Origin of the sequence: Filimonas lacunae, from assembly GCF_002355595.1 — a bacterium.
Taxonomy (GTDB): domain Bacteria; phylum Bacteroidota; class Bacteroidia; order Chitinophagales; family Chitinophagaceae; genus Filimonas; species Filimonas lacunae.
On the sequence record NZ_AP017422.1, the window covers coordinates 6,815,152 to 6,832,724 of the forward strand.

General features: G+C 43.0%; 14 protein-coding genes and 1 tRNA gene. 6 read left to right on the top strand and 9 right to left on the bottom strand.

From position 1 onward, the window contains the following. Positions 1-49: 49 nt before the first annotated feature. Entirely contained in the window at positions 50-847 is a 798-nt protein-coding gene (locus tag FLA_RS26840; RefSeq protein ID WP_076376148.1) for a PhzF family phenazine biosynthesis protein, read from the bottom strand. After that, positions 840-1,784, bottom strand: a complete 945-nt coding sequence (locus FLA_RS26845) for a DMT family transporter (RefSeq protein ID WP_076376150.1) — start codon at positions 1,782-1,784, stop codon at positions 840-842. Before FLA_RS26845 ends, FLA_RS26840 begins: the two co-directional genes overlap by 8 nt. Positions 1,785-1,882: 98 nt before the next feature. On the opposite strand from FLA_RS26845, the gene FLA_RS26850 reads away from it, so the two are divergent. Further along, positions 1,883-3,322: an aminotransferase-like domain-containing protein gene (locus FLA_RS26850; RefSeq protein WP_076376153.1), complete on the top strand. Its 1,440-nt coding sequence runs from the start codon at positions 1,883-1,885 to the stop codon at positions 3,320-3,322. A 56-nt stretch (positions 3,323-3,378) separates the two neighbouring features. Here the strand turns inward: FLA_RS26850 and FLA_RS26855 are convergent, their stop codons facing one another. From FLA_RS26855 to FLA_RS26865, 3 genes are all read right to left on the bottom strand, one after another. After that, positions 3,379-4,554, bottom strand: coding sequence for a S1 family peptidase (locus FLA_RS26855; RefSeq protein WP_076376155.1), 1,176 nt, complete (start codon positions 4,552-4,554; stop codon positions 3,379-3,381). Between the two features lie 75 nt (positions 4,555-4,629). Continuing rightward, a complete protein-coding gene (locus FLA_RS26860; RefSeq protein ID WP_076376157.1) occupies positions 4,630-5,835 on the bottom strand; it encodes a hypothetical protein in 1,206 nt (401 codons plus the stop codon). Between the two features lie 87 nt (positions 5,836-5,922). After that, positions 5,923-6,465: a YbhB/YbcL family Raf kinase inhibitor-like protein gene (locus FLA_RS26865; RefSeq protein ID WP_076376159.1), complete on the bottom strand. Its 543-nt coding sequence runs from the start codon at positions 6,463-6,465 to the stop codon at positions 5,923-5,925. A gap of 140 nt (positions 6,466-6,605) precedes the next feature. Here FLA_RS26865 and FLA_RS26870 point away from each other — a divergent pair, with 140 nt between their 5' ends. Continuing rightward, a complete protein-coding gene (locus FLA_RS26870; protein ID WP_084206036.1) occupies positions 6,606-7,481 on the top strand; it encodes a helix-turn-helix transcriptional regulator in 876 nt (291 codons plus the stop codon). 16 nt (positions 7,482-7,497) lie between these two features. On the opposite strand, the gene FLA_RS26875 is transcribed toward FLA_RS26870, so the two are convergent. Beyond that, positions 7,498-8,130 (bottom strand): response regulator, encoded by a 633-nt coding sequence (locus tag FLA_RS26875; RefSeq protein ID WP_076376161.1) that lies wholly within the window; start codon positions 8,128-8,130, stop codon positions 7,498-7,500. Next, complete coding sequence (locus tag FLA_RS26880) at positions 8,127-10,088, bottom strand: tetratricopeptide repeat-containing sensor histidine kinase (protein ID WP_084206037.1); 1,962 nt, start codon at positions 10,086-10,088, stop codon at positions 8,127-8,129. Before FLA_RS26880 ends, FLA_RS26875 begins: the two co-directional genes overlap by 4 nt. Before the next feature lie 156 nt (positions 10,089-10,244). Between FLA_RS26880 and FLA_RS26885 the strand changes: the two genes are divergently transcribed. The 4 genes from FLA_RS26885 to FLA_RS26900 are packed head-to-tail and all read left to right on the top strand — an operon-like array spanning position 10,245 to position 15,940. Continuing rightward, positions 10,245-12,311 (top strand): hypothetical protein, encoded by a 2,067-nt coding sequence (locus FLA_RS26885; protein WP_144263968.1) that lies wholly within the window; start codon positions 10,245-10,247, stop codon positions 12,309-12,311. Between the two features lie 19 nt (positions 12,312-12,330). Further along, the gene (locus FLA_RS26890) at positions 12,331-13,545 is read left to right on the top strand and encodes a hypothetical protein (RefSeq protein WP_076376167.1); all 1,215 of its coding nucleotides are present in this window, start codon (positions 12,331-12,333) and stop codon (positions 13,543-13,545) included. 27 nt (positions 13,546-13,572) lie between these two features. Continuing rightward, positions 13,573-14,922, top strand: a complete 1,350-nt coding sequence (locus FLA_RS26895) for a hypothetical protein (RefSeq protein WP_076376169.1) — start codon at positions 13,573-13,575, stop codon at positions 14,920-14,922. Further along, complete coding sequence (locus FLA_RS26900) at positions 14,894-15,940, top strand: hypothetical protein (protein WP_076376171.1); 1,047 nt, start codon at positions 14,894-14,896, stop codon at positions 15,938-15,940. Before FLA_RS26895 ends, FLA_RS26900 begins: the two co-directional genes overlap by 29 nt. Before the next feature lie 115 nt (positions 15,941-16,055). Here the strand turns inward: FLA_RS26900 and FLA_RS26905 are convergent, their stop codons facing one another. Next, the gene (locus FLA_RS26905) at positions 16,056-17,261 is read right to left on the bottom strand and encodes an acyltransferase family protein (protein WP_076376173.1); all 1,206 of its coding nucleotides are present in this window, start codon (positions 17,259-17,261) and stop codon (positions 16,056-16,058) included. Between the two features lie 128 nt (positions 17,262-17,389). Then, positions 17,390-17,463: transfer RNA gene (locus FLA_RS26910), tRNA-Asn, on the bottom strand. Positions 17,464-17,573: the final 110 nt, after the last annotated feature.

Below are 17,573 nucleotides of genomic sequence, written 5' to 3' on the forward strand. Positions count from 1 at the left end.
TCATTAATAATTCCGGACTAGCCAGGAACAATACTGTAATCTACCAGCCCTATAGTAGCAAATGGCCTTTTATAACCGTAACCGCCTGTCCGGCCATTAATACCCGGTCGCCAGCCAATTGCAGCTTTAACTCACCACCCCGCTTTGAACACTGGTAGGCATGAAACGCGTGTTTTTTCCATTGTGCAGCATAATAAGGCACAAGACCACAATGAGAAGAGCCCGTTACCGGATCTTCATTTATCCCATGGGAAGGCACAAAAGACCGGGACACAAAATCGTAAGGCATGTTGCTGTTTCCAGGGCTTGTTACTACCACAGGATCGTAATGCTTCAATACCTGGAAATCAGGCTCAGCCGCCAGCACCTCTTCCGGCGAAGCTACCTCTACCAGGTAACGGTCTTTGGCAAACACACTGTTTACCGGTTTTACTCCTAATGCCTGCAAAGCCTTTTCCGGCAAAGCCACCTGGTTCGTTGTCAATACTGCGGGAAAGTTCAATTCTATCCAGTCGCCCTTTTTCTCCGCAGTCAATAACCCGCTGAGGGAATGAAACAACGCTTTCTTATCTGTAGCCAGCAAACCTTCTTCCCACAGCACATGCGCGGTGGCCAGCGTAGCATGGCCGCATAAATTAATTTCTACGGTTGGCGTAAACCAGCGCAGGCTAAAATCATCTGCCAAACGGCTTACAAAAGCAGTTTCCGCCAGGTTATTCTCCGCAGCAATGCTCTGCATCAGCTCTGCACTTATTTCTTCTTCCAGCACACATACCGCAGCCGGGTTGCCTTTAAAACGCTGATTGGTAAAAGCATCCACCTGCAGCATCATTATCTTCTTATTCATACGATGGTTGTTTTATAGTGTAATCGGAAGGGGACTTAACGGCGGTCGGCTGCCTGTATCCTGCATTTACGAGGAATACGCCGGAAAGAGTTAATACAAAAGCTATCAACGTGAAATAAGTAATAGGCTCGTGCAATACAATATAACCGAGCAATATGGCTACCAGCGGATTGATATACGCGTATAAGGTAACCACACCTATGGGAAGCTTAGACAATGCATAATGAAAGCATACAAAGGCAGTAATGGAGCCAAACACGATTAAATAGCTGATAGCAGCCACGCTTTGCAAAGGCACATGATGTATGGCACTCCAGTTTTCGGTAACACTGCTCAATAACAGCAACCCCGCGCCACCTGCTACCAGTTGCATGGCCACATTCAAATACACATTCGCAGAAGGTTGCTGCCTTCGTTTGGAATAAAAGGAACCCAATGCCCAGAACAGGCACGACACCAGGCAAATGATAATACCACCCACATACCTGCTATCGCCCAGGTAGGCCAGGTTATCGCGAAAAATAACCAGCAAGCCACTAATACCCAGCAGCAAGCCCAGCACAATTTTATAATTCAGTTTGTCTTCCTTGCGGTTGAATAAATTAATCACTACTATATACACCGGCATCATAGCACAAATGAGTGCGGCCAGCCCACTGGGAATATATTGTACTGCCCAGCCTACAATACCATTACCCAACATTACCATAAAAATGCCCGGCAATATCTGCTGTGCAAATGCCTTCCAGCCTGGCCATTTACTTCCTTTTAATAAGCAAAAACCGCCTAATAACAGGCCCGCCACAAAATGCCGGGTACCCATAAATAATAAGGGCGGAAAGCCTTTTACGCCCATTTTGGCGGTTAAAAAGGTGGTACCCCAGATAATGCATATTGCCAGCAAAGCCAGGTAAGCTTTTCTGTGTTCTCCTTTCATATCATACTGGATTTACATAAACAATAACCAAAATAAAAGATTATTTACAGGCAAAAACAGATGCAGATTTGTTATTTTAGAGCATAACAGATTTTACAATGGCCACTCCAATCACTGTTCAGGAAGACTTTTTATACCTGCGTATTGCAGACAGATTACAGGTTCAGATTGAGCAGCAGGTATTAAAAACCGGCGACAGGCTGCCCTCTGTACGTGCCTTAAGCAAAGAGCAGGGCATTAGCATTACCACTGCATTTCAGGCATATAGTGAGCTGGAAATTAAAGGACTGATTGAAGCACGTCCTAAATCGGGCTACTATGTGCGGTTCACCCCATCGCAGTTTCCGCGGCTGATGGCAAAACAGCATAAAGAGCGTCCTAAGAAAGTAAGCGTGGAATCTATTACTTCGTTGATATACCAGAAAATGCGGCAGGAAGGCGTTACCAAATTTTCACTGGCCGTGCCTTCTATTGACCTGTTGCCTGAAGCCAAGCTGAACAAATCGATGATGGAAGCCATTCGCAAAAGTCCTACCAGCTGCCTGGAATATGAAGACACACAAGGCAATCCCAGCCTGCGCAGCCAGCTGGCCCGTTACACGTTCAACTGGGGCGGCCAGCATACTGCCGATGATATTGTTACCACACAGGGCTGTATGGAAGCATTGGGCTTTTGCTTAAAAGCAGTGACCGACCCCGGCGACACAGTAGCCATAGAAACCCCTACCTACTTTGGCATTTTTAATGTGCTGCAAAGCCTGGGTTTAAAAGCGCTGGAAGTACCAGTTGACCCTACTACCGGGCTGGATATTGAATACCTGGAAAAAGCACTGGACACGGTGAAAATAAAAGCCTGTTTGTTTGTAACCAGCTTCAACAACCCCACTGGCTGCGACATGCCTGTTGAACGTAAAAAACAACTGGTAACCCTGTTAAGCGACAGGGATATTCCCCTGATCGAAGATGATATTTATGGCGAAATGTACTTTGGCAAAACACGTCCGCTGCCCTGTAAGGCTTTTGACACCAAAGGCATTGTATTGCTCTGCTCTTCTATCTCCAAAACATTAGCACCTGGTTATAGGGTGGGCTGGTGCATACCCGGTAAATTCCTGGATAAGGTGATACATTTAAAGCTCATGCATATTGTATCTTCTGCCACCCCTACACAGGCAGCTATTGCACACTTCCTGGAAACAGGCCGTTACGATTTACACATGCGCAATCTTCGCAAAGCGCTGCACACCCAATGTCTTTTATATACACAGGCAATAGCCCGTTTTTTCCCTCCCGACACGAAAGTATCGCGCCCGGCAGGCGGCTTTGTGTTGTGGATAGAAATGAATGAAGCGGTGAATACCATGGAGCTTTTTCACGAAGCACTGGACCATGGCATCAGCATTGCACCAGGTCAACTGTTCAATGCCGATGGAAGGTTTAACCACCACATCCGCATCAGCTTCGGCAGCACTTATAATACCACTATTGAAAAAAGCCTTCAAACGCTGGGGCGACTGGTGAAGAATAAACAGGCTTAAACAAAAACGGCTGCCATCTCATCGATGACAGCCGTTTTTGTTTGTCTTCCTTTTTGTTAAGGAAGGGAAGTTACCGGATCATGCTCCAATATGTATTTTAAATGTGCTGATAACACTCCATAATTAAAATTTTCTTTTACCGCATAGCCACTGTAGTGGATGGCTACAATTCTGCCTTTTTTATCAAACACCGGGCTTCCGCTGCTACCGGGTAAAGATGGAACAGAATACAACACACGATACTGATCACTTTCCTGGGTCACTTCTCCTTTAGAAAGTTGCACTTTGATGCCATCGGAAGTGGTAGCTATTTCTGCACCATAATTAAAGCCGATCAAATACAAAGGCGTTGTTACTTTCAATGTATCCAGCTGTTGCATGGTAGTTCCATAATGCTCATTGTCGTTATCCTTTGTGAGGTCGGTGATATCGCCCACACCAGCAGGAATTTCTTTGCTATCCATTTGAATGACCGCCAGATCCACTTTCTTATTCTGGGTTAAGGCAAAGATGTGACAGGGGTATTCGTTATTGTCTTTTGTAGAAGCATCCAGTTGTACGGTTAGTGATGCAGTTACAATATCGATAGTAAAGCTTTGGGAGGTAAGGGCTTCCATGCTGTTGTTAGCGCCCAGCAACGAATCTATTTTATTATGAAAGAAGGTGGTAGTGGTGTCAGCAGGTCCGTTTACATCTTCTTCACCTTCTCCTTCGCCATCATTGCCAATATCTATAGGTGATAAGCTGGAAGCTGGAATAGCCTGTAAATACGTGGAATCTTCCGGGTGTTTTTGCTTTAACATAGCAGCCTGCCAGGAGATATCGTATTTCAGTTCCCGCTGGGTTTCTTCCAGCGCGGCTTTCACATTCTGTTGAAAGTCAACATTCTCCAACAATTTATGTACGCCGGACACCACATGAAAGTTGGTAGCAATAATGCCCTTTTTCCCTATAAAAAATCCGGTACCATATACCTCTTCTGCATTCTTTTTCGCTTCTTCTTCATCTGTAGTAATATCAGAGAAACCGCTTTCCGACATACGTGTATAGTACATCTTAACGCCGTTGTCAAAAGTTACTTTGAAATAACTTTTGTTTTTGATAAGCACCACTTGTTTCCTGAATTTTTCAAACAAATCGGAAGAAGAAAGTTCTTCCAGCGGAACCTTTGATTTGTTATTATTACATGCTGCCAATAGCAGCAGTACCAATAAGCGGAAATGTAATTTCATATACAGGTATAGGGATGTTTTAGAGCAGCAAGTTAGCAAAAATTACAAAAGCAGGTTGACTATCCCTATTCGCATTTACCGGGAAAAACTGCCAGCTTCCACCACCCATGACTGGGTTTTCCCCTTTTTATCTACCAGGCTGATAATACATTGCTCTCTGGCAAAAAGAGCCAGCGCTGTTTTCTTTAATTCTTCCTTCGATCTTATTTCCCTGATATCAACAGGAATAGCGCATTCCCGGTCGTCTCCCGCCAGGTACACTTTAGCCAGGAACGGATACGATACTTCTACCTTTATCTTATCCAGCAAATAAGGCAATCTGCCATTTTCAAACACCCAGTTCTCCCTGTTATGTATCGTATAGGCAGGCGGAGAATATAACAGCGCGTCTACCTTTCGGTTATTATATGCATTCCCTGCACTATCCACCAGTATAGCGTACGTATTGGAGCGCACCATCGAATAATAAGGACTGTTCATAGTACTATCTGCTTTTTCTGCCAACACTACCTGATCTACAGTGTAAGGATCAATACCACTCATCACCTTTAACCTGCCGGCCATAGGCAGTCCCCACCCCTTTATAGTATCTTCTTTAATGTGATCAAAGCCGCAGTATACAATCACTTTGGCTTCGGGGTGCTGCTGTAATAGCTTGTTTAGATGATTAGCCTCCCCTTCTTCCCTTGCAGCCTGTGTATATAGGGTATCTGTAGACTCGTAAGGATACAGATGAAACCCCAGGCTTATCGCTTCCCGTATCATATTGCCAAACTGCGGCTCGCGGCTGTACAACCCCGTAAAGAAAACCGGATGTTTTTCACGAAAGAAGAACGAATCAACCGCAAAGGTTTCCGCTGCCAGGTAGGTATATCCTTGTTGCCGTAAATTCTTTAGTAAGGAGGTAACAAAAACACGATGCCGTGGGTTGTAATGCGCTTCATTAAACATAACAACACGGTTTTGCTTTGCTTTTTCCAGTATATACTGCCTGGCTTCTACCGGATGGTATTGTGTGGCAAAACGTAAACTATCTGCCGCAGTGATGGTCTTTTTGCTTTGCCGTGGCTTATCGTATTCCATAAGCCCCTCCCGAAATAATCCGATAAAGGAAAGATCGGTTGATGCAATGCCGCCGCCCCAATACACAGCAGAATCTTTCTGAATCTGCTGGTATATATCCGAAGAGAATGGATACTGGTAAGATTCTTTTTGCTGTGCCTGTAATAAAACTGGAGCGCACAGCACTAGCAGGAAAAGGCAGATGGTTTTGGTATACATAATCGACAATACTTATGTATTATAAATATAAGTATTGTCGATTATAATGCGGTGTTAGTATTTTATGATGCTTTCACTCCATTAAGATTAAGGATGCTGTGCATAAGCAACAATAGAAGCCTTGGCCAGCACTAAAGAATTAAGATAAAAGCCGACCATAGCAGGGCTTGTATTCGCATTTAAATCCAGCCTGGATTTCAGCGCATACACGGTGAAAAGATACTGGTGTGCAGCACCTGCCGGTGGCGCAGGACCGCCATAACCAGCTACACCATAGTCGGTAACACCTTGCACCGCACCAGCAGGCATCAGGTTTTTAGTGATGTTTCCCGCATTGGCAGGCACACTGCTGGTAGAAGCTGGAATATTAAACACCACCCAATGCCAGAAGCCGCTACCTGTAGGCGCATCTTTATCATACATAGTAATGGCGAAGTATTGTGTGCCGGCAGGTGCATTTTCCCACGACAGTTGTGGCGATACGTTTTCGCCGGAATAGCCAAAACTATTGAATAACTGTTTGTGGGTGAACTGTCCGCCCAGGTCGTTACTTTTTAATGTGAACGTTTGTGCCTTGCTCATTGCCTGGAAACCCAGCAATACCAGCAGCAACATTGCTAATTGCTTCATATATAATCGATTTAGGGTACAAAAGTAAAATGGGCTGTTGCAGGCGTTGTTGAGGCAAGCGTTCAAAAACTATCGATAATCGTTCAACCGCCCTATACACTCCTGCATTGCCCTACCTTTACACTACATAATCAACACACTTGAACACTTTACGTATCCCACAAGACCTGTTTGCTACATCCTCCTCTATACAAAACGAAGGAGTGTATGTGATCAATTACCAATCGAAAGCTACTGAAATTGTACGCAGTAAAATTGTACTGCAGCAGCATTTATTCAGCATGCTGGTAGAGGGACATAAAAGTGTTCATACCGCTCACAAGCACCTGCAGATTAACAATAACCAGTTTTTGCTATTAACATCCGGGCATTACTTAATGACAGAAAAGATGATATCAGATGCCGGCGCTTACCAAAGCATTCTTTTCTTCTTTACTCAGCAATCGCTTACCGATTTCTTTAGCAAGCATTCTGATGCGGCCAAATGCGTACAGTCTGCTACTGCTATACCTGAACAGGTATATGCTTTTGATAAAGATGCTTTTCTCACCAACTTTATACAATCCCTTATTGAAATATCTTCCGGCAATGCCCGCATGCCACAAAGCTTTTATGAAGTGAAACTGCAAGAGCTGCTTTTATATATGTGCCACCAATACCCGCAACAAATGCAAAGCGTATATGCACTGGCCAGCCGGTCGGAAGCAGAAACAGAAATTAAACAGCTGGCCGAAAATCATATTGAAAGCAATATAACGGTGGAGGAGCTGGCGTTTTTATGCAACATGAGCCTGAGTACCTTTAAAAGAAAGTTCCTGAAGATTTACGGCATACCTCCCAGCAAATGGTTTTTACAAAAGAGATTGGAGCATGCAGCTTCTTTATTAAAAATGGGCAATATGAAACCGGCAGAGGTATACTATAAGGTAGGTTATGAAAATCATTCCAGCTTTACCCATTCTTTTAAGCAGGTGTTTGGTATTACGCCCAGTGAATATGCCAGTCAAACGTTATAAACAAACAGCAGCCTTATCATCCATCCGTAAAAGGGATCAGTTTTTTTACCAGGGCCAGTTTTACTAACTCCGCCGTGTTTTTAGCATTCAATTTTACCAGTAAGTTTTTGCGATAAGTATCTACCGTACCGGAGCTTAAAAATAATTTTTCACCAATTTCATTATTGGTGAGTCCGTTAGCTATTAATTCCAACACCTCCTTTTCTCTGCGGGTGAGTGTTGGTAATTTATTCTTTTTACTCGCGCGCAATACATCGGCCACTGTTTTATGCAGGTAGGTTTTCCCGGCGTGCGCTGCCTTTATTGCTGCCAGCAACTCTTCGCGGGTGGCATTTTTTATAATGTAGCCCAAGGCTCCGTTTTCCAGCATCTTTTCAATAAAACTGAGTTGATTAAAGGTGCTTAATCCTATAATGGCTACCGCCGGGTATAGCGCCTTTACTTCCCGGCACAGATCAATGCCACTGATGCCCGGCAGGTTAATATCCATCAGTATTACATCTGGCAAATCCTGTTTCAGAAAAGCCAGGCACGACGATGCGTTGGTAGCATGTCCGCGCAATTCAATATTCTTTTCATTACGCAAAAGGCTTTGTATGCCTTCAATAACCATGTAATGATCATCTACTATAAACAGGCTAATGCTCATACTACATCATTTATTTCAATGTTTACAGAAGTACCTTTGCCGGGTGTGGAATGAAGGTCCATAGTGCCACGTAAAAAAGTAATCCGGTTTCTGATACCCGCCAGCCCTATGCCTTTGCTTTTAGCTAATAAGGCAGTATCAAATCCAGCACCATCATCTTCCACAGTAATAGACACGCGGCTATCGGCATGTATCACCTGTATCATCAACACTGTTGCACCCGCATGCTTCAAGGCATTACCTGTTAGTTCCTGTATAATACGATATACGGCAATAGCCACGGTTTGTTTCAGTGGCGCTGTTTCCAGGTTATACGATTGATAGTTTACCTGTAAAGCACCTGTGCTATTAATATCACTGGCAAAATCTCGTAACGCATCATCCAAACCAAATTTCACCAGCGCTTCGGGCATCATGTTATGCGCCACACGTCGCATTTCGTTAATAGAACTGTCCAGCATATCCAGGCTACGTGCAAAAGCAAGCTGGTTTTCGTTGGTCATTACCAGGTTTTCCCGCATGCCATTCAACGAGTATTTAATGCCCGATAACATGCCACCTAAGCCATCATGCAAATCTTTGGCTAAGCGGGTACGCTCCTGCTCTTCTCCTTGTAAAATAGCTTCCGTAGCTACCAGCTGGTTTTCGGTTTCCAGCTCATTAATACGTTGCTGTTGCAGCTTTTGCTTGTTGCGATAGGCCAGGTACAGTAATGCCCCTATCAACAACAATAGTATGGCAGTGATAGTAAGCGCTGTGTTGAGTGTGTTCTTTTGCCGCATAGCCAACTGATGCACCTGTTTTTCCGCTTCCAGTTGTTGTATATGACTTTCTTTGCGGGCCAGTTCGTATTTCTTTTCCAGGTCCAGCATTCTTTTTTCCATGGTTTCGTTCAGCAGACTATCACCCAGCAAGGTACTTTGGGCACCATATGCTTCGCCCGCTTTAATATCCTGACTGGCAAAAGACAGGTTCGCTAAAAAAGTAAATGTTTTTTGTCTTTCCGGCCGCAGGTTGTATCGGTAACTCATGCGCAAAGCGCTATCACCATATAATCGCGCCTGTTCATATTGCCTGTTACTTAACCAGTAGCATCCTATACCCCGCAAAGCAATCAGCTCACTGGCATAAGAACCCAGTTGCCGCGCCAGCGGTAACGCTTTGTTACAATAGTAAAACAGCTGCTGATATTTACCTTGCTGTAGCAGCAAATCGCCCAGGTTCAGATATTGCGTTAAGGCAACATAGGTGTTATTGGTTTTCTCGGCCAGTGCCAATGCTTCCTGGTACACCTGTTCGGCTTTATCAAAACGGTGAACAGCCGAGTAATTGAGTCCCAGGTTACTAAGGGCCGATTCCAGCCATTCGGTTTGTTCCGTTTTACGGGAACCTTCAACTGCCTTTATACCATAGGCAATGCCTTTTTCATATTGATGCATTTGAAAATAAAGCAGTTGCAGCATATCATTCCCCTGGGCTTCTGTAGCTTCATCGCCCAGTTTTTGAAATATGTTCTTGCCTTCTTCATAATACTGTTGCGCCGGCTCATAGTCGCCTTTTTCGCGATAAGCATTGCCGGTATTAAACAGCATCTTGGCCAGGTATAACGAATCTTTGATCTTTCGTGAAATAGCTACCGCTTCCAGGTTTAACAGGATAGAAGAATCAAAGTTGGCATCCATATTATTCAGGATATAAGTATAATTAGCGATGTATTTAATAATACCCAACGGATAATTCAGCTTGCGGCTGAGTTCGCCTGCCATACGGTAATACTGCTTTGCCTTTTCTGTTTCCCTATCTTCATACGCACGGCCCACCTGTATATACAGCATCACCTTATTGGTATCTTCCGGTGCTACAGATAACAGTTTCAACAAACTATCGGTTTGCTGCGCCCTGGCGGGAGCCCATGCTATATGAAACAGCAAAAACATCCCTATCAGCCTTTTTGCCATAGTAATGAATCAATTATCAGGTAAAAGAAGTAAAACCTCCCCGCATCCCCTATACCCTTTTTCGGGTAATCTTTCCCCTTTTAAAATACCCTTTTTCGGGGATTAAATCGCCTTTTTACGGCCTCGAAATTTGTAGGGCAATAACACAACTTCTTTATGAAACACTATATCGCCATCCTCTGTCTCTTGTTTTGCCAACTGGCACAGGCACAGCCCAACAAAGGCAATACGCGGAAAGCACCCACTAAAAAAGATGTAGACGAAACCCTGAAACAGGTGCAACAAATGATGGATGAGTTAAGCCCCGAAGACAGGCGTATGCTGGACAGCCTGGGCGTAAAACCCTCTTCCTTTAAAAACCTGACTAAACTGAACGATCAGCAACTGGCCCAGGGCTGGGAAGAAGCCAATCGCATAGTACCCAAGCGGGATGCATCCCGCATCGATGCCATTCCACCCGCTTTCAGCAATGCAGGCACTGCCGCTTATATCACTTCTGTTCAAAATAAAACCCTGCCGCAACTGAAACCTGCTGTTGTTACTATGGGCAAGAAAATATATGCCACCCTACAGGAACAAGGCAGCAATGCACGCAAAACAGGAAACGCTGCTGCTGCCTTATGGATAATGGGTAAAACACAACTGGCCTTTTATATCATGGGTAAAGCCTGCGAGCAGGATGCCACCAACACGGACAACCTCAGCAACTATGCCGCCATGTTAAGTATGACAGGTGCGCCACAGCTGGCTATCCCTCTACTCAATAATCTAAACACCCGCTTTCCACGCAACAGTACCTTACTCAACAACCTGGGACAAGCCTGGTTTGCTTTAGGCGACATCAATAAAGCTGAAAAGTATATCGACAGCACCATACGCATAGCCACTTTTCATACACAGGCCAATTACACCAAATGCCTGATAGAACAAAGCAGGGGTAACAATCCAGGCGCTATAGCCGCAGGTAAAAAGTCTATCAGGCAAGGATTTAGTACAGATAAGGAAGACCGGTTACGTGAATTAGGTTATCAGATGAACATCAACGATGTTACCGTTCCGCCTATGTACCAAAATGATCCGCTGCAATTGGGTGGCTTTACACATCCCGCTTTCCCGAAGTCGGTAAAAGCCTGCGTGGTAGCCCAGGCGGAATGGACTGCTTTTGTTACCGAAATAGACAAGAACCTTCAACAGCTGCAAAAAGAACTGGCTACAGCGAATGAAAATGGCAAAACAGCTATGCAAAACAGGATACAGCAAAGTGTAGCCGCCACACAGGCTTCTTTGCAATCGGGCCTGCCGCCAACACCCGTGCAACTATCACCCATGTATGCATCCCGTGCAGAAATGCGACTTGGAAAAACTCAGGAAGATTACGAACGGAAGCTAAAGGAGTATGCAGAAAAGCTCACTGCTTTTACTGAGGGACGTGGCAAACAATTGCAAGACGCTTACAACACCGAAATGAAAAAACTACAGGAGGAAGACAAAAAGCAAACAGGAGAAGGAAAGCCCAACAAAGATTATTGCCCGTTGTACCGCGAAGCTTCTGACAAATTTTTAAATGGCTATAACACGGTATGGGAACAGCTATACATAGAAATGCTGGAGATAGAGAAAAAACACCTGAATGAAGATTGTTATTACCGCATGTATCAATTCTGGCCGGAGGAATACGAGAATATTAAAATCGGCAGCAAGGGCGCCTGGCTCAAGGCTTTACAACAGTATCATTTTACATCTATCACCCAATATGTTTGTAAGGAAACACTGCCCGATCAAAAGAGCAGCACCCTGGCCAAATTTGACGACATTAACTGTAAGTATCATAGTTCTTTCTGGACACCTGTAGGAACTATCCAATCTGATTGCAGCAAAACAACCACTAACCTGGATATACAGGTGCTGAAAATTGGCTTAGTACAGGACATGGACCAGAAAACCTTTGGCGATCAGTTTATCAGCTGCACTGTTGAAATGGGCGCCAGTGCAGGTAAAGAGATTTCCGCAGGCCCATTAACCGTAGGCGGAGAAGTGGGTGGTGGCATTGGAGTAGAAATAGACCGGACAGGTGTGAAAGACGTATTTGTTACAGCAGGCGCCAGTGCGGGTGTAAGTATAGGTGATCCGCTTTCTGTATCGGCAGGCATGGAAGGAAGAATAAGTATTATCAGCGGACAGGGAACTGTTTCCGGCACAGGCATATTCGAGAATATTAAATAACACCTCAAACTATTCTATCATGAAATGTTCTTTTCACTATATCCTACCTGCGTTACTGGCACTACTGGTAAGCCTGGAAAGCAAGGCCCAACCCTCACCCAAAGACGCACGTATTAAAGACAGTATTATTGGCTGGCAGGATCATTTAACCAAAGCTGATACGCCCACCAAACCCTTTATTACGCCCTACGATACGTTTAGCCTGCATCAACAACGTATTAATAACCTGTTTGTACAGTGGATGCAGCAAAGCTATACGCCCGTAGGTGGATTGGGCAGGTACTCAAAGTACTTTTATTACCAAAAGAACAACCATTACCCGCATAGCTATGGAGTAATGTTTAAAGCCTACTCTGTAGGCTTTAGGTATCTGGACGCCCAGGGACACTTTGCAGGTATAGCTGAAACCTGGGTGCCTTTTCATGTAAGTGTAAACTCGGTTAACAACGCCTGGGGTATTTATTATTTAAACAACGACATTGATTATTACTTTACATTACCCGAGGAGTTTTACGCAGAAAGCCGGCAGAACCAGGAGGTGATGCAAAAAACAGATCCGAAAATAAACCCCTATGTACATAAATATCTGACCAACGTAACCGGTTTTTGGCAAACCACCTACCTGGTACCCGGCAATAAATTGCCTATTGTGCAGCTGACCAAAGGTGAGTTCCTCACTTTAACCGAAGCCGCTATAGATCGCCACCTGGCTAATAAGAAAAAAGAACTGGAATCTACCTACCGCAATAGCCCTAAAGATGTGAGCTACTTTTATAATACCGAAGTGGAGTCAATGAGCAGGGTTCGTAATGGCATTCAACAACTCAAAGCCAAACACAAAAGTGATTGGAACGAACCTGCTAAAATTCGCACCACCCAACCCACACTACTGGATTTTGATGGCTCTATCGACCCTTTTGACATTGACAAGTTTGAACAGGGGCTTAATAAATATGGCTTTGTTTATCGTTTTGAGCCTGCTGCTTACGCCCGCTGTAAGGCAGATAAACCACAATGGATCACTATCAGCATCGCGTATGCTGCACCTTCCTATGGCAATAAAGCTTATGAAATGTACCGCAGCGTAATGGAGTTTATCAACTACGACTACATTTATAACTACTTCTTCGATCCCGAAAAAGTAAAGGGACAGCCTTATCGCCCTAATAACGAAGCAAAACAGAAAGAGATACTGGCAGGTTATAACAGTCCCGGCAAACCAGCCAGTCGCTAAACATACACTATTCAAAACATCCCATCTATGCGCACTCTATTATTCATCATCGCCCTGACATCCCTGTTTCACACAACCGGCTGTACACAAAAAGCCAGCTTTGATTTATTCACTTATATAAGCCCTGCCGGGTTTAGCAAAGAGATAAAACAAACCTACATTGCTTATGCACAGGTAGAAAAAACCGGAAGCTGGTGCCAGCTGGCCTTATACAAAGGCGTGCCTTCGCAGGGAAATATATACAACGACTTTAACGCAGAATGGAAAACATTGGTAGCCACTCCTAATAATATCAGTACCACACCTGCTATTGATACCGTTGCTAAAGCCAATGGATGGGAAATAGCTTCCGGCGCCACACACTACACTTTTGATGGCGGAGATGCAATCGCACTGCTCACCACGTTCAGCGGTTACAATACCCGTTTAAGCGTATTGGCTAAAACGAACGATAAAAACAGGATGGAGACTATCTATGCTTTTTTAAACAGCATAGATCTGCAACAGCCCGCCACCAGTACTAACACCACGCCCAACGCATTGAATACCCCTTCCGCCGCTATCAAGGACGGCTTCACATTCAACACCACCCATTGGGATGATGGCTGGACCAGTACTGTACAACCTGATTGGGTAGAAGTATCAAAGGGAAGCATCAAAGTATTACTTCATTATGCAACACCTATCCATGCAGCTAATACAGATTGTGATGTGATATGTTCTGCTGCCTGGAATACCCTGGTGGCCAACCGCTATAGCAATATGCGTGATTACAAATCGGCTCCCAATGTATTAGGTTCTGAACGGCCTTATTTAGCACAGGCTTATGTTACCAATAGCGCAGGCGCTACTGTGTATGTAACCCTGTTTAGTAAAGGTAAAAGTGGCTGGTTGGAAATTATATGTCCGGATAAGGCCAGTTTTGTCAACGCCTTTGGCGTTGATATTGATAAAATCAATTTCTATACAGATAATAAGCTATTCGATCCCCTGCAAAAGATAGCAGGATATAACAAATTTGCGATTGCACAAACAGACTTTACCGGTAAGTGGACTAACAACTTTGGTGGCAATACGTACTACGCGAACATATACACCGGCCTTAGCGCAGGTATGAGCAGTTACTCCTCCAACCAGGAATTCCAGTTCTCCTCTAACCAAACCTATAGCTGGAAGATCATCGCCGCTAATTCGCGCAATGGTGTAAGCAACTTTGCTCAAGGCAAAGGTAATGGCACATTTAAAGTCTCAGACAACTGGCACATCTACTTTTCAGATATTGAAGGGAAGCCGAAAACCTATGCTGCCCAGTTTCTGGCAGTGAAAGGTGGTAGAGTTTTGTTGCTGGATGGAACATTGTTTAGTAAAGCACGCTAAGCAAGCAAAGGGCTATGTAATTTTTGCTGACTATCTTTATTTATTATCAACTCAAAAACGTTTCAATGAAAAAACAGGTAGCCTGGTAGCGAGTTTTTTACTTTTTTCTTCACTCACTGCCCAAGAAACATTACAAACTGTTGCAGATAGAGGCAACACTATATTCTCTACCGACTATCAAAAATATATTTTAATAGGTAGAGATGCTTCCTCAGGAAACAGCCTTTCTCTTGCATGGCGCTACAATGACGGCAGCCCTTATAGCATGGTAGAATCTTTTGCAGGCGGAAGTCCACTGGTATTGCAACAAGCAGGAGGCAACGTAGGTATAGGCATCATAGCACCTACTCAAAAGCTAGAAGTTAATGGCGCAGTCAAATCATACACCAGCTCTTTTGGCTCGGTTGATTATAATACATCAGCAAAGGGGTATGCCAACTTTGGCAGTAATAACCACGGAACTGTGCTCGTTTCATCCAATTTATTTATAAGCGGTAATGACAATTTAAAAATAGTAAATAACCACAATACCATGTCTGGAGCCGCCATCATGATACCAGGAAATGGGCAGCCTAATCAAAACAGCATAGTATTTTATACTAAATCTACAGGCACAGCCGTAGTTAATGATGATTACTCCATAGCTCCCAGAATGATCATTGATGCATCCGGAAATATTGGTATTGGTACAACCTCGCCGCAAAGCGAATTAGCTGTTAAAGGAACCATCACATCAAAGAAAATAAAGGTGACACTATCTGGATGGGCCGACTATGTTTTTGATCCTTCTTACCAGCTTCAACCATTAAGCCAGATTGAAAAATACATACAGGAAAATAAACATCTGCCAGAAGTACCCACAACAGCAGAAGTAAAAAAAGATGGAATTGACATTGGAGATAACCAGGCTCTTTTATTAAAAAAAATAGAAGAACTCACTCTTTACATCATACAGCAAAGCAAACGATTAGATGCTCAGGAAAAAGTGATTGCTGAATTGAAAGAAAAAATACATTAATACCCAAATTCTAAAAAATAGAAAAGGGGGTCTCAAAAGAAACGCCCCCTTTTCTATTTTTTAGATATATTATTATCGCTAAGTATTTTACACTCACATACAGTTAAAGAAATAGCTAGTTTTTTAAAACAAGCTCTGAATTAACCATCTGGGGTTGCCGTTTCTTGCCAAAAAGCCTTTCTCTTAGCCTTAAAAAAGGAGTTTCAATTAATCTTGTCATAATAATACCCACTATTATTGACACAGCTAAATATGTAAACAAATATGTAAAGTAACTAGCAACACTGCCTGAATATAAATATTTAATCATGTAGAGGTTTACGAATGCATGCCATAGATATATAGCATATGAATTTCGTCCAACCAATGCAATAAACCTATTTTTAAATAAAACGCCTCCGAATTCGATGGCCATTATTATTAACCCTCCATAAAAAATTGGATTTGTTGCTAACAAAACAACAGATACCCAATTATAATCATCTCTACGAATGAAAAAGTTTGGCAATAAAAACAATGCCGAACATGCAACTATTACGACTCTATACTTTCTTAAGAAAACTTTCAGCTCCTCTTGTTTGTAGTTATATAAATAAGACAAAAACACTCCAAAGAATAAAGCATCAAGCCTAAAATGAGTTTTAATGTAGTGCAGTTCGAAGCTATAAGCCGGGTGCTCTAAGTTCGACTTAATACGAAAAGCAATTCCACAAACACATAGCAAAATATAGGCAACAAGAAATGTTCTTGCTTTCATATTTTTTCTTGCTATGATAAATATAAAAAACACAGGCAATAAAAGATAAAAAGCTTCCTCTACATCTAATGACCATGTAGTAATCCATCTTCCCCCTAAATAGTTATTCAAAAAGAATAAATCCTTGACATAGTCTATAGAAGAAAAGCCACTTTGCAGTCCAAGTTGAAGAGGCTGTTCAATCAAAAAGGTTAACAATATGAAAACCGCAAAACTGGGGAATATTTTAAAAAAACGGCGGATTAAAAAACGACCTGCATTTATAGTCCTTTGTTCATTGTACTCCTTAAATAATAACCCGGACACCAAAAAGCCGCTTAAGACAAAGAAAAGATCAACACCACTCCATCCGCCTATAGTAAAACTACATAAGAACAATCGTATCTGTTTAAAAGGGAAACCTGGCACAGCACTTTTCTCAACAATAGCGGCATGATGTAATAAAACCATTGTAATAGCAATCCCTCTAATTACATCTAAAGTTGTATTTCTTTGTTTGACTGGTGTTACAAAATCTTTTGTGATAAATGGGGACGCTTTCGTTGCAGGCTTCAATATTTTCATAAAGTTATCAGGATAAATTCAGCAAATTATTAAAAAACACAATGTCCACTACACAACAATAAAACTTTTCATTGATGCCCCTAGAATTAATACAAAAAAGGAACCGGAATTGGTTTCATTTTTTTAAGCTCCCAAAACAGAACTTAGATCTGTGCCCCTCTGACTAACAGTCAGATACTCTAACCAACTGAGCTATTCGGGAATATTTGTAAAATAACGGCTGCAAACTAAACTTATCAATTCTTAAAATAGCGTACTTGACAACTTTTTACTCCATACGCCCTATTCTTTTCCGTGCTTTATGCCGTGTTA

What these genes read in the sequence shown, in the direction of transcription:
- FLA_RS26860 (WP_076376157.1), bottom strand. Translation starts at nt 5,835, where the DNA reads ATGTATACCAAAACCATCTGCCTTTTCCTGCTAGTGCTGTGCGCTCCA.
- FLA_RS26875 (WP_076376161.1), bottom strand. Translation starts at nt 8,130, where the DNA reads ATGAGCATTAGCCTGTTTATAGTAGATGATCATTACATGGTTATTGAA.
- FLA_RS26880 (WP_084206037.1), bottom strand. Translation starts at nt 10,088, where the DNA reads ATGGCAAAAAGGCTGATAGGGATGTTTTTGCTGTTTCATATAGCATGG.
- FLA_RS26855 (WP_076376155.1), bottom strand. Translation starts at nt 4,554, where the DNA reads ATGAAATTACATTTCCGCTTATTGGTACTGCTGCTATTGGCAGCATGT.
- FLA_RS26865 (WP_076376159.1), bottom strand. Translation starts at nt 6,465, where the DNA reads ATGAAGCAATTAGCAATGTTGCTGCTGGTATTGCTGGGTTTCCAGGCA.
- FLA_RS26890 (WP_076376167.1), top strand. Translation starts at nt 12,331, where the DNA reads ATGAAATGTTCTTTTCACTATATCCTACCTGCGTTACTGGCACTACTG.
- FLA_RS26905 (WP_076376173.1), bottom strand. Translation starts at nt 17,261, where the DNA reads ATGAAAATATTGAAGCCTGCAACGAAAGCGTCCCCATTTATCACAAAA.
- FLA_RS26895 (WP_076376169.1), top strand. Translation starts at nt 13,573, where the DNA reads ATGCGCACTCTATTATTCATCATCGCCCTGACATCCCTGTTTCACACA.
- FLA_RS26850 (WP_076376153.1), top strand. Translation starts at nt 1,883, where the DNA reads ATGGCCACTCCAATCACTGTTCAGGAAGACTTTTTATACCTGCGTATT.
- FLA_RS26840 (WP_076376148.1), bottom strand. Translation starts at nt 847, where the DNA reads ATGAATAAGAAGATAATGATGCTGCAGGTGGATGCTTTTACCAATCAG.
- FLA_RS26845 (WP_076376150.1), bottom strand. Translation starts at nt 1,784, where the DNA reads ATGAAAGGAGAACACAGAAAAGCTTACCTGGCTTTGCTGGCAATATGC.
- FLA_RS26900 (WP_076376171.1), top strand. Translation starts at nt 14,894, where the DNA reads ATGGAACATTGTTTAGTAAAGCACGCTAAGCAAGCAAAGGGCTATGTA.
- FLA_RS26885 (WP_144263968.1), top strand. Translation starts at nt 10,245, where the DNA reads ATGAAACACTATATCGCCATCCTCTGTCTCTTGTTTTGCCAACTGGCA.